Raw genomic sequence first — 12,188 nt, 5'->3', positions numbered from 1 at the left:
CCTCTAGAGGCGATGCCGCTTGCCCCCGTACCACTCTTCTGGCGGAGCACAGGACATGAAACCGATTGCGTTCACCCTCAACGGCGTCGCGCGAACGGTGTCCGTGGAGGCCAACCGGACACTGCTCTGGGTCCTGCGCGACGACCTCGGCTACACGGGCACCAAGTTCGGCTGCGGTTCCGCCTTCTGTGGGGCCTGCACCGTGCTGGTGGATGGCCGGGAAGTGCGCTCCTGCATCACGCCCATCAGCAGCGTAGACGGAAAGAAGGTGGTGACCGTCGAAGGGCTGGCCCAGGGCGACAAGCTGTCCCCGGTGCAGGAAGCGTTCATCGAACACGTCGGCTTTCAATGCGGCTATTGCACCAGCGGCATGGTGATTGGCGCCACCGCACTGCTGAACGCGAATCCCAAGCCCACCCGCGAGCAGATCGTGCAGGGCATGGAGCGCCACCTCTGCCGTTGCGCGGCCCACCAGCGCATCGTGGCAGCGGTCGAGTCGGCCGCGAAGAAGATGGCGGGAGGTGCCAAGTGATCCGCCAGGACGAAGAAATGGTCGTCCCCGAGGGTTGGGGATTTGTGGAAACGATCGACCGCCGCGACTTCCTGCGGCTCACGAGCACCGGCCTGCTGGTTGTGTTCGCGGTGAAGCCGCCGGAAGGCGCTCTTCGGCCCGTCTGGAACTTCGCCGAGCAGCAGCGCACGCCCCCTGACTTCAACGCATTCCTGCACATCGGCGCGAACGACCGCGTGACCCTGCTCGTGGGGAAGATCGAGATGGGACAGGGCATCATCACAGGCCTGCCGCAGATCGTGGCCGAGCAGCTCAACGTGCCGCTCGACCGGGTGGACTGCGTGCTGGGCGACACGGACCTGTGCCCCTTTGACAACGGCACCTTCGGCTCGCTCAGTGTCTGGCGGCTTGGCCCCGTGCTGCACGCCGCCGCCGCGGAAGCGCGCGCGGTGCTGGTGCAGCTGGCCAGTGAAAAGCTCGGCGTACCGGTCGCCGACCTCGAGGTGAAAGACGGCGTTGTCCTCGCGAAATCGAACGCAGCCAAGAAGGCAACGTACGGCGAGCTCACCGGGGGCAAGAAGTTGGAGCGGCGCTTTGAAGGGCAGGCCGCGCTCGACAAGGTCTCCGAGTACACGATCATCGGAAAGTCGTATCCGCGGCGGGACGCGGTGGAGAAGGTGACTGGAAAGGCGAAATACGCCGGCGACATCATTCCGAAAGACGCGCTCCACGCGCGCGTGGTGCGGGCGCCGGCCCACGGGGCGACGATCGTGTCGGTGGATACCAGCGCCGCCGAGCGCGTGCCGGGCGTGCGGATCGTGAAGGACGGGGAACTGGTGGCGGTGCTGCATGCGCACCGTGATGAAGTGGACCGTGCCCTCAAGCTGGTGAAGGCGACCTTCACGCCCTCGCCGAGCACGCTCGATCACGAGAACATCTTCGCGCATCTCGAGGGGTTCGCCGCCGAGGCACGCCCGGCCGGCGCGGCCGGCGACATCGCGGTCGGCGAGAAGGCCGCTGCCGAGATCGTCGGCGCAAAGTACAAGAAGGGGTACGTTGCCCACGCGCCGATGGAAACGCACTCGGCGGTGGCCGCGGTCGCGGCCGACGGCAAGGTGACGGTCTGGGCGAGCACCCAGACACCGTTCCCGTTGCAGACGCAGATCGCACGGGCGCTGAAGCTGGCGCCCGAGAAAGTCCGCGTGATCACACCGTTCGTGGGCGGCGGATTTGGCGGCAAGAGCGCCAACCAGCAGAGTGTCGAAGCCGCGCGGCTGGCCGTTGCCGCCGGTGTCCCGGTGCGCGTAGTCTGGAGCCGCGAGGAAGAATTCTTCTTTGACACCTTCGATCCGGCGGCCGTCTTCAACATCCGGGCCGGCCTCGATGCCAACAAGCGCATCGTGTTCTGGAGCAACGAAATCATCGGGGCGGGCGGGCGTGGCGCGGGCATGTTCTACGACATTCCAAACTACCGCACGCTGACGAAGGGCGGCTGGTCGGGGAATCCGGCAGGGATGCATCCGTTCGCCGTCGGACCGTGGCGTGCGCCGGGCGCCAACGCCAACGTCTGGGCGCGTGAATCGCACCTGGATATGCTCGCGGCGAAAGCCGGCATGGATCCCGTCGAGTTCCGGCTGCGCCATCTGCAAAACCCGCGCATGCGGCGCGTGCTGGAAGCCTGCGCGAAGAAATTCGGCTGGACCGCCAAGGCCACGCCGAGTCGACGCGGATTCGGAGTGGCACTGGGCGAGGACGCCGGCACCTACGTGGCGCACATGGCCGAAGTGAAGGTGGACGCCGCCACCGGAGCCATAAAGGTCGTGCGAGTCGTCTGCGCGCAGGACATGGGAGTTGTCGTCAATCCGGAGGGCGCCACCCAGCAGATGGAAGGGTGCATCATGATGGGACTCGGCTACACGCTCGCCGAAGAGGTGCGCTTCAGGAACGGCGAGGTGCTGGACAAGAACTTCGGGAGCTACACGCTGCCGAAATTCTCGTGGATGCCGAAGATCGAGACGCTCATCCTCGACTCACCCGACCTGCCGTCGCAGGGCGGCGGCGAACCGGCGATCGTGAGCATGGGTGCGGTGATCGCGAACGCCGTCTTCGATGCCACCGGCGTACGGATTCCGCAACTGCCGCTGACGCCGGCGCGGATGAAGGCGGCGCTCGCCAAGGGATAGACCGGCGCAGAGACTTGCTGCGAGAACGTCGCCACCGCCCGCGGTGGCGACGTTGTTCTCTATGGTCGGCGTCAGTCGCCCCTACTTGTTCGCGTCCAGCACCGCCTTGCGTTCGACCCAGCTCTGGCCGTCCGTGATCCACCTGGGTGCCGCTTCGCCCTTGAGATAATGGCCAAACGACTGGAGGATCCGCCGCTCGTAGTCCACGGCGTTCTCCCGCATCTGCAGGCCATGCCCTTCGCCTGCATCGCGGGTGCGGCGGACGGATGGACTGGACGCATGGGCGACTCGTCACGGTGACGGGTGAGGACGTGCAGGCTCAGACTTACGGCTCCCGGCGCCGCCCTGCCCTCGAGGACAAAGCGCTTGCGAAAGTCCGTCGAGGGGTCGATTGTCCGTGGTGAGGTTTGACGTTCACCTTGCCCGAGAATTACGAGATGCTCACGCCTGTGTCCGCCCTGACCCGCCGGCGCCTTGCCCCGGCACTTGTGCTTGGCCTGTGGGCGCTGGGTGCGCCGCTCGCGTCGCATGCCCAGGCGCGCCGCGATGTCCACGCCATCGACGCCCGCCCCGTGGCACCCTGGGTGCGCGATGGCGTCATCTATGAACTGAACGTCCGCACCTTCTCACCAGAGGGCACATTCAACGCGGTCACCGCGCGGCTGCCAGAGCTGCAAAAGCTCGGCGTCACCGTCGTCTGGCTGATGCCCATCCATCCCATTGGGGAAGTGAAGAAGAAGGGGAGCATCGGCAGTCCCTATGCCGTACGGGACTACATGGATGTAAATCCGGCCTATGGCACGAAGGCTGACCTGAAGAAGCTGGTCGCCGAGGCTCACCGCGTCGGCCTCAAGGTCATCATCGACATCGTGGCCAATCACACGTCGTGGGACAACGTGCTGATGAAGACGCCCGCCTACTACAAGCGTGATGCGTCGGGGCAGATCCTGTCGCCGTACGACTGGACGGACGTGGCGGCGCTCAACTACGCGACTCCGGTCACGCGCGCGTACATGCACGGCGTCCTGCAGTACTGGCTCAGGGAGTTCGATCTCGACGGCTACCGGTGCGACGTGGCCGGCGAGGTGCCAACCGATTTCTGGGAGGAGGCCCGGCGCAACCTCGAGAAGATCAAGCCGGAGATCATGATGCTGGCCGAGTCGCACGAGCCGGAGTTGCTGGCCAACGCCTTCGACCTCGACTACGGCTGGCCTGGGTACCACGCGCTCAAGGATGCGATCCTCGGCACTCGCAGCGCCCGCGCGGTGCGTGAGGAGTGGGAAGCGGAGCGCCGCGTCTACCCCAGGGGCGCGTTGCACATGGGGATCTTCGACGATCACGACGAGAAGCGCGCCATCACCTTCTTTGGCGAGCGGGCGGCCCTGGCCGCGGCCGCGCTGGTGTTCACGATGGACGGCGTGCCGCTGCTGTACAACGGCAACGAGGTGGGGGACGCCACCGAGAGCTTCGCCCCGGCGCTGTTCGAGAAGTTGAACGTCTGGTGGGCGATGACGGACCGCCGGCCGGAGTTCCCGAAATTCTACGACGGCATCATTCCGCTGCGCCGCGCGCATTCGGCGCTGCGGCGCGGACACACCACGTGGGTGCGGAACAGCGACGAGGATCGCGTGATCACCTTCGTGCGGTCGGACGCCACGGAGGACGTGCTGGTGGCGGTCAACCTCACCAACCGCGCGTTCACTGGCACGGTGGAAGTGGCGGGGAGCGGCTACGCGGAGATCACCCCGGGCACGACCGCGGCAGCCGCGGCGGCCGTGCCGGTACTGACGCTCGACCCGTGGGGCGTGCGCATCTTCCGGAAAGCTAAATAGTAGCGAAGTGATACTAATACGGCCCGCCGAGGCACGACCGGCGGGCCGGTCGTTCAGCGCGCCGGCGCACCCCCGGGCCGCCCCAGGCTGATCACGAACCCGGCGTAGCCGGGCAAGTCGACTGTCGCCTTGAGCCGTCCGTGCGCATCGACCTGAAGCGTCGGTCCCCGAGACTCGCCAAACAGCGTCCGCGGCCACGCGCGTCGCGAAGAGATGGCGCCATCGGCGGAGGTGACGGTCACCTCCTTGAGTGCCCTCGCGCCAACGTTGGCGATCACGAGCACCACGTCCGTCGCATCACGCCGCAGGAAAGCGACGACGGCGGCGTCGCTGGTGGTCAGGGGCTCCAGCACGCCACGCGCGAGTGCTGGCGACGCGGCGCGGACCCGGATCAGCGTGCGATGGAGGTTGAGCATTGACGACGCCCGGCCGGCCTGCGCCTCGACATTCGCGTCGAGCGAGTCAGCGGCCAGCGGCTCCCACGGTGTGCCGGTGGTGAAGCCGGCGTGCGGCGTCGTGAGCGACCAGGCCATGGGCGTGCGGATCCGCTCGTCCGGCTTGCCGCCCGTCATTCCCAGTTCCTCGCCGTAGTAGACGAATGGAAGCCCGGGGAGGGTGAGCAACAAGAGCGACGACACGCGCGCCTTCCCCCAATCTCCGCCAAGTTCGGTGCGCGTGCGCGGCTGGTCATGATTGCGCAGGAACGGCGCCCACCGCGTGGCCGGCTGCGCGCGCTGCAGCCGCAGCACCGGGGCGAGCATCCCTCGCGCATCACCGCGGCGAACCCCCGCGATCAGCGAGTCGGCCACTTCGAACGCGAAGTAGGCATCGAGCTGGTCGGGATAGTAGGTGAGCAGCGTGCCAGTGCTGTCGAAGACCTCGCCGATGGTGAACGCCCCCGGCTTTGCCTGGCGCACATACGCGGCATACTCGCGCAGCACGGCATGCGTGCCGGGTGTGTCGTCGACCTTCGATCCGTCTTCAACCAGGTACTTCACCGCGTCGAGCCGGAATCCGTCGGCGCCCATCTCATTCAGCCAGAACGCGGCCACCTTCTTCATCTCGTCCAACGCACCCGGCGCCTCGTAATTCAGGTCCGGCATCCCCTTCCAGAAGAAACCGTAGAAGAACTCGTCCCGGACCGGGGATCGGTGCCAGTTGTTGTTCCCCCAGCGGTTGTTCGGGCCGGGGGCCGGCGCAAAGCGATACCATGACCGATACGGCGAGTTGGGGTCGCGCAAGGCGCTCTGGAAGGCCGGATGCTTGCTTGACGTGTGGTTCAGCACCATGTCAACCAGCACCTTGATGCCGCGCTTGTGCGCGGCGGCGACCAGCCGCCGAAAATCGGCGTTCGTGCCATACACCGGGGCCACGCGGTAGTAATCGCTGATGTCGTAGCCGTGATAACTCGGCGACTCCATGATCGGCATCAGCCACAGGCAGCAAGCGCCGAGCGAACGCCTGCTCCGCGGGTTGCCGTCGTTGATGTAGTCGAGGTTCGCCGTGAGGCCATTGAGGTCGCCAATGCCGTCGCCGTTCGAGTCGCGGAACGAGCGGACGAAGACCTCATAACAGGTGGCGCCCTCGCGCCAATCTGGCACCGACGCCCGCGACGGGGACTGGGCCGAGAGTGCGGCGACGGCGACCACCGTTGTCGCGAACGAGGCACCGAGGCGCATGATCATCCCTAAGAGTGGCACCCGCGCTGCAGGGAGGCCAGATTCCCGGTGACGACTCACCTAGCCCCCCAATGAGTGATCGCACGATCCGTGATATGGCCCGCACGGCGGTTGGGTTGGTCTACCTGGCCGCGGTCCTGGCCGACCGGCTCGACGCCCAGCGTTCCCCCGCGCGACTTCACGCGGTGCAGGGCGTCCTCTTCGATTCCGTCGCCCAGGCGCCGCTCGTTGGTGCCGAGGTGCACCTGGCGTCCCGCGATGGAACCGGCGTTCCGTTCACGACTCGCACCGATTTGGAGGGCCGCTTCGCGATCGGGGGCGTTCCATCGGGCAAGTACGTGCTCGGCTTCTACCATGAGGCGCTCGACCTGCTCGGCCTCGACGCTCCCGTGCAGGGCGTCGATCTCGACACGGATTCCATCGTCCGCATGAACATGAGTATTCCGTCCGGGGGAATCGTGCGCCTCCTGCGATGCGGCGACGCCGAGGGCGACTCGAGCGGGAATGCGCTGCTCGCCGGGTTCGTGAGGACGGCGCGCGGACGGCAGTCGGCGCCCGGCGCCACCGTCACCGTGTCGTGGAGCGCAATCTCGCTGAAGACGGGAATGATGCGCACCGAACCTGGACGCGCGGTGGACACGGTATCTGCCGCAGGCACCTACAGCATGTGTCAGGTGCCGTCGGGCGTGGTCCTGAACTTCGAAGTGCACGCCCCCGGGTATCGGGACGTCGCCAGTCCGGTGACCATCTCCGCCACGGGGGCACTGCGCCAGGACGTCTGGCTGGTTGATTCGTCCGTGACGACTGGTCCGGCCGAAGTGCGGGGTCGGGTGCTCAACGAACGCGGCCAACCGCTGGTCAGCGGGCGCGTGCGGATTGCCGCGCTCGGGCGCGAGGCACCCGTCACCGACGGTGCCTTCTCGCTGATGGACCTTCCGTTCGGCACCTGGGTGATGGAAATCCGCGCCATCGGCCTCGAACCGCGGTCGATGCCGGTGCTGGCGTCGGGGCGGCGCAATACGACCTTGCTGGTGCGCGTGAGCGAGCAGGCGCAGCGCCTGGACGCGGTGACGATCACCGGCCGCGTCGACCTCGTCATCCACGTGCTCGACGCGGTGCTGGCCCGGCACCGGATTGCGAGCGGCTCGGTCTTCCTGCCGGGAAGTCCGCAACTGCTCAGCGCGCAGCGCGTGACCGACCTGCTCTCGAATGCACGCGGATTCACGGTGCGCAGTCCCACCGACATCCGCGCGCGCAACACGAGCAGCGGCGCGCGTTGCGAGAAGATCGGCGTCTACGTGAACGGGGTGCGCGCCATCGAAGGCGTCGAGGTGCTGGACGCAACCGCGCGGCCCGACCAGGTGCTGGCCGTCGAGGCCTATCCGGACGTGATGTCGGCGCCGTTCGAGTGGCGATCAGCGGACGGCGTCTGCGCCGTCATCGCGCTATGGACACGACGGTGAATACGCTTCGGCGTTGGGCGCGCTATGTTGCGTGCTCGCGCACCCACGCCGTGATCTCGGCGTGCGTGGCAAACCAGACGTCGCCCTTCGCCTTGGCGTGGCGGATGAGTTCCTCGACGATCCAGATGCGCGACCGATGCGTGATGATGTGCGGGTGCATCGTCACCTGGAAGATGCCGCCGGCCGCGTGCGCGCCGTCCAGCTCGCGCCGGAAGATCTCAAACACCGCCTGTGGCGGCGTGTACGGCCGCAATGACTGGAAGCGATGCATGCTCAGGTACGGCGCGTCGTCCCGAATCCACTCGACCGGGAGCTCCACAATGCCGCTCGGTGCGCCGTCGAGCAGCAGTTCATAGCAGTCGACGTCGGCCATCAGCGACGAATCGTACTGCAGTCCCATCTCGCGCTCGATGCGCAGCGTGTTGGGACTGAAGTCCCACGAGGGCGTGCGAAGCCCCACGGGACGCACGCCGGTGATGCGCTCGAGCGCCTCCGCTGACCGCATCATCAGGTCACGCTCGGCTTCGTACGGGAGCACCGAGTTGAGTTCGTGAATCCAGCCGTGGATGCCGATCTCATGACCTTCGGCCACCACCCGGCGCTGTTCGTCGGGATGCAATTGCGCGGAGACAGCGGGCACGAAGAAGGAGGCGCGCACGTCGTGGGTGCGCAGGATGTTCAGCAGGGCAGGAACCCCGACCCGGCTGCCGAACTCCCCCCATGCCATGCGGCCGATGGAACGGCCGCCCTCGCGAAGTTCGTTCGTTTCGTGATCGGAATCGAAGGAGAGCGCCACGGCGCAGCGGGCGCCGTCCTTCCAGGCCGCGGGGCGCAACGTCCGGCCGGCGCGCACCTGGTTGACGAGGGCGCGCCAGTGAGTCTCGGGCCACTGCCAGGGTTCCAGTGCGGGCGAATCTGGTGTCATCTGAGGGATACCGTCAGCGCAGCGGTTCGTGCGCCGTTTCCTTGAGGGAGAGTATGACGAGTCCGGTGACGACGGCGGCCGACATCACGTACGCCACCCAGGCGATGGGGTTGCCGGTGCGCGCGATGAGCCACGAGGCGATGTAGGGAGCGAAGCCGCCGAAGAGCGCGGTCGCCAACGCGTTGCCGGCGGACATCAGCGTGGAGCGGCTGCGCGTGGGGAAGATCTCGGCGATCGCCGACGGACCGGCGCCACTGTAAAGCGAAATCACCAAACCGAAGAGCACCTGTGAGGCGGCGATGACCGCAAAGGGCGGCGCCGTGAGAAAGAGCCGGGCCATCGGATATGGGAGGACGACGAAGGCCGCGCAGCAGGTCAGCAGCAGCGGCCTGCGTCCGATACGATCAGACAGGCGGCCCATCAGGGGAATCGAGACCAGCAGGACCGCGATGCCAATGGAATTGGACCAAAGCGACTGTGCGCCGGACAGTCCGGCGTACGTGCGCGTGAAGGTCGGCATGTAGTTGATGTAGATGTAGAACGCGACGGTCCACAGGATGGTGAAGCCGGCGGCGCGCGCCGTGAGTCCGATCGTATGGGCACTGACCTTCACCGACTCGGGCGCGGCTTCGCGATAGGCCGGTGTCTCACCGATGCTGCGCCGCATGTACAGTCCGACCGGTCCAATCAGGCCGCCGAACAGAAACGGGAGCCGCCATCCCCAGCCGGCAATCTGATCCGGCGTCAGTAACGTGTTGATGGTCGCCCCGGCGACCGAGCCGAGCAGCACCCCCGAGACGACCCCCACCTGCTGAAGACTGCCATAGAACCCGCGCCGGCCGGGTTCCGACCACTCGACCATGAATGCCGTCGACCCGCCCCACTCGCCGCCGGCGGAGAATCCCTGAAGCAGGCGGGCAATGACAATGATGATGGGTCCCGCGATCCCGATGGTGGCGTATGTCGGTGCCACGCCAATCAACACCGTGCCGGTCGCCATCAGGAAGATGGTGAGCAGCAGCGAGGTGCGCCTTCCTTTCAGGTCCCCGATGCGACCGATGACGATTCCACCCAACGGACGCGCCAGGAAGCCGACGCCGAACGCGGCGAAGGAAGCGAGCACCTCCGTCGCCTCGTCGCCGGTTGGAAAGAAATTCCGACCGATGACCGCCGCGAAGAATCCGTAGACGGCAAAATCGAACCACTCGAGAACGTTGCCCAGCGACGCGGCGGTGACGGCAATCCGCGCGGCACGCGCCGACGTTGTGGATGACGTGGCATTACCCAGCGGCGCTGCGTGGCGGCGACTCTGCATGGCAGGGAAAGTTGCACCGACAACTGGCGGGCGGCGAGTTGATTCTCGATTCTCGACCGTCGACGGCGCGAAGTGCCGCTGTCGTCCGCAGGCGTCGTGCCCGGCAAATCATTAGAATCAGGCATCGCCGCGTCATGGTGTCGCGGCCTCAACGGATCAACGATCATGCGCTTCATTCGCGCGCTCTTCCTTGCCGCGTGCACGGCCGCCTCGCTCTCCGCCCAGTCCGCGGTCTCTCCCGGTCGATTCGACCTGGGAAAGATGTGGACGTTCGAGTACGCCCCGTCCGAATACTTCTCGAAGACGTACGGGTTCGCGGCGGATTCCGCCTGGTTTGCCCGCGCCCGCCTTGCCGCGCTGCGCATTCCCGGCTGCTCGGCTGCGTTCGTCTCGGAGAACGGGCTGATCATCACGAATCATCACTGCGTACGGGGGTCGGTGAACGCCATCAGCCGGCCGGGCGAACACCTGCTCGACTCGGGGTTCGTCGCGCGGACTCTCGCCGATGAACGGCGCCTGCCGAACATGATTGCCGACCAGCTGCTCGCGGCGGTCGATATCTCGAAGGAAGTGAACGCCGCAGGCGATGCAGCGGGCGAAGGGGCCGCGCGCGACGACGCACGGCGCGCGGCAACGGCCGCGGCGCAGAATCGGCTGAAGGCCCAGTATGCGTCGCCCGGCGACTCCATCTGGGTGCAGGTGGTGGGGCTGTACAACGGTGCCCGCGCCTCGGCCTACGTCTTCAAGCGCTACACCGATGTCCGTCTGGTCGTTGCCGCGGAACTCGGCGTGGCCAACCTCGGCGGCGACTGGGACAACTTCACCTTCCCGCGTTATGCACTCGACTTCGCGGTGATGCGCGCCTATGGCGCCGACGGCAAGCCCGTCGCGAGTCCGGCGCACTTCGCGTGGGGCGGCGTCAACGGCGTCAAGGAAGGCGACGTCGTCTTCGTGATCGGCAACCCCGGCGCGACGCGGCGCCTCACGACGATCAGCCAACTGGAATATCAGCGCGACGTCGCGCTGCCATATACCGAGCATTTCCTGTCGTCGCATCTGGCCGCGCTCAAGGCGTTCCGCGATGCGAGCAACGACGAACGGCAGCGGGCCGATGCGATGGTCACGATGCTCAGCCTGTCGAACAGCTGGAAACCGATTCCGGGACGGCTCGAAGGACTCCGCGATGCCAACATCATGGGACGCCGGTCGGCCATCGAACGCGACCTGGTGAACGCCATCCAGGCGACGTCCGAGTTGAAGAGCACGTACGGCAAGCTGTTCGACCGGATGACCGAGCTGCAGCGCCAGCGGACGAAGTCCCGCACCGCGCTCACGGCCTTCTCAAATTTGGTCAGCCCCGCGGCGAGCAGTTCGACGCTGCAGGCCGGGTACTGGGCGTGGCGGGTGCAGCATGGTCCCGCCGACAGCGTGCCGGCCTTCCAGCAGCGGCTCGCGCGCGTGCGTCCGCAGGTGCGCGACCTGGAGCGCCGCTACCTGGCCATTTCGCTCGACGACATCGCCACGGCGTACGGCGCCGGGCATGAGTTCACCCGTGCCGCGCTGGGCGAGCGTACCGCCGCCGAAGCGGCCGACGCGATGCTCAGCGCGACGGCGCTCACCGACACTGCCGGTGCGCGCCGTGCCGCCGCCGGGGAGCTGGCCACAGACCCCGTGATGCAGTTGATGAACACAATCATGCCCAGCGTGCTCGCCTTCGAACTGGAACAGGCGCGCATCAATGTGGAGGAAGCGGCGCTCTCGGCGCAGATCGGCCGGGTGCGGTTCGAACTCTACGGATCAAACATCCCGCCGGACGGGTCGTCATCGCCACGCATCGCCGACGGTGTAGTGAAGGGGTACGAATACAACGGCACGCTGGCCGCGCCCTTCACGACGTTCTATGGCGTCTACGACCGAAATCGCAGCCATGGCGCGGGGAGCGACTGGGACCTGCCGTATCGCTGGCGCGTGCCGCCGGTCGGCCTGGATCTCGGCACGCCACTCAACTTCGTCTCGACCGCCGACAGCTACGGTGGCAATTCCGGTTCGCCGGCCGTGACGAAGGACCTGCGCATTGTCGGGCTCAACTTCGACCGCAACATCAATGCGCTGGTGCGCGACTATATCTACCTGCCCGAGCGCGGCCGTAACGTGATGGTGGATGTGCGCGCCATTCAGGAGGCGCTGGCGTATGTGTACCGGGCCGATCGCGTGGTGCGCGAACTCACCACCGGGCGAATGTAGGATCGGTAACTCGTGAATGACCTGGCGGCAGCCGCG

General features: G+C 66.8%; 9 protein-coding genes. 5 read left to right on the top strand and 4 right to left on the bottom strand.

What is annotated here, in order from left to right; translation table 11 throughout:
- Positions 1-55: 55 nt before the first annotated feature.
- A complete protein-coding gene (locus tag VGJ96_10070; protein ID HEY3287448.1) occupies positions 56-532 on the top strand; it encodes a (2Fe-2S)-binding protein in 477 nt (158 codons plus the stop codon).
- The gene (locus VGJ96_10065; protein ID HEY3287447.1) at positions 529-2,694 is read left to right on the top strand and encodes a molybdopterin cofactor-binding domain-containing protein; all 2,166 of its coding nucleotides are present in this window, start codon (positions 529-531) and stop codon (positions 2,692-2,694) included. Before VGJ96_10070 ends, VGJ96_10065 begins: the two co-directional genes overlap by 4 nt.
- A gap of 81 nt (positions 2,695-2,775) precedes the next feature.
- Here the strand turns inward: VGJ96_10065 and VGJ96_10060 are convergent, their stop codons facing one another.
- Complete coding sequence (locus VGJ96_10060) at positions 2,776-2,916, bottom strand: hypothetical protein (GenBank protein HEY3287446.1); 141 nt, start codon at positions 2,914-2,916, stop codon at positions 2,776-2,778.
- A 215-nt stretch (positions 2,917-3,131) separates the two neighbouring features.
- Between VGJ96_10060 and VGJ96_10055 the strand changes: the two genes are divergently transcribed.
- Positions 3,132-4,526 (top strand): alpha-amylase family glycosyl hydrolase, encoded by a 1,395-nt coding sequence (locus tag VGJ96_10055; GenBank protein HEY3287445.1) that lies wholly within the window; start codon positions 3,132-3,134, stop codon positions 4,524-4,526.
- A 53-nt stretch (positions 4,527-4,579) separates the two neighbouring features.
- Here the strand turns inward: VGJ96_10055 and VGJ96_10050 are convergent, their stop codons facing one another.
- On the bottom strand, positions 4,580-6,205 hold the full coding sequence (locus VGJ96_10050) for an alpha-amylase family glycosyl hydrolase (protein HEY3287444.1): 1,626 nt from the start codon (positions 6,203-6,205) through the stop codon (positions 4,580-4,582).
- 71 nt (positions 6,206-6,276) lie between these two features.
- Here VGJ96_10050 and VGJ96_10045 point away from each other — a divergent pair, with 71 nt between their 5' ends.
- Positions 6,277-7,668 (top strand): hypothetical protein, encoded by a 1,392-nt coding sequence (locus VGJ96_10045; protein HEY3287443.1) that lies wholly within the window; start codon positions 6,277-6,279, stop codon positions 7,666-7,668.
- 22 nt (positions 7,669-7,690) lie between these two features.
- Here VGJ96_10045 and VGJ96_10040 read toward each other — a convergent pair whose 3' ends face one another.
- Both VGJ96_10040 and VGJ96_10035 read right to left on the bottom strand, forming a co-directional pair.
- Positions 7,691-8,593, bottom strand: a complete 903-nt coding sequence (locus VGJ96_10040) for a polysaccharide deacetylase (GenBank protein ID HEY3287442.1) — start codon at positions 8,591-8,593, stop codon at positions 7,691-7,693.
- Between the two features lie 13 nt (positions 8,594-8,606).
- Entirely contained in the window at positions 8,607-9,908 is a 1,302-nt protein-coding gene (locus tag VGJ96_10035) for an MFS transporter (GenBank protein ID HEY3287441.1), read from the bottom strand.
- A 165-nt stretch (positions 9,909-10,073) separates the two neighbouring features.
- On the opposite strand from VGJ96_10035, the gene VGJ96_10030 reads away from it, so the two are divergent.
- Positions 10,074-12,152: a S46 family peptidase gene (locus tag VGJ96_10030; GenBank protein ID HEY3287440.1), complete on the top strand. Its 2,079-nt coding sequence runs from the start codon at positions 10,074-10,076 to the stop codon at positions 12,150-12,152.
- The last annotated feature ends 36 nt before the right edge of the window (positions 12,153-12,188 follow it).

The sequence above is a fragment of the Gemmatimonadaceae bacterium genome (genome assembly GCA_036504815.1).
Lineage (GTDB): Bacteria > Gemmatimonadota > Gemmatimonadetes > Gemmatimonadales > Gemmatimonadaceae > PNKL01.
Note: the sequence above shows the minus strand (reverse complement) of the source record. Positions and strands in the feature narration are given on the sequence as shown.

What these genes read in the sequence shown, in the direction of transcription:
- VGJ96_10070 (HEY3287448.1), top strand. Translation starts at nt 56, where the DNA reads ATGAAACCGATTGCGTTCACCCTCAACGGCGTCGCGCGAACGGTGTCC.
- VGJ96_10060 (HEY3287446.1), bottom strand. Translation starts at nt 2,916, where the DNA reads ATGCGGGAGAACGCCGTGGACTACGAGCGGCGGATCCTCCAGTCGTTT.
- VGJ96_10055 (HEY3287445.1), top strand. Translation starts at nt 3,132, where the DNA reads ATGCTCACGCCTGTGTCCGCCCTGACCCGCCGGCGCCTTGCCCCGGCA.
- VGJ96_10050 (HEY3287444.1), bottom strand. Translation starts at nt 6,205, where the DNA reads ATGCGCCTCGGTGCCTCGTTCGCGACAACGGTGGTCGCCGTCGCCGCA.
- VGJ96_10045 (HEY3287443.1), top strand. Translation starts at nt 6,277, where the DNA reads ATGAGTGATCGCACGATCCGTGATATGGCCCGCACGGCGGTTGGGTTG.
- VGJ96_10040 (HEY3287442.1), bottom strand. Translation starts at nt 8,593, where the DNA reads ATGACACCAGATTCGCCCGCACTGGAACCCTGGCAGTGGCCCGAGACT.
- VGJ96_10035 (HEY3287441.1), bottom strand. Translation starts at nt 9,908, where the DNA reads ATGCAGAGTCGCCGCCACGCAGCGCCGCTGGGTAATGCCACGTCATCC.
- VGJ96_10030 (HEY3287440.1), top strand. Translation starts at nt 10,074, where the DNA reads ATGCGCTTCATTCGCGCGCTCTTCCTTGCCGCGTGCACGGCCGCCTCG.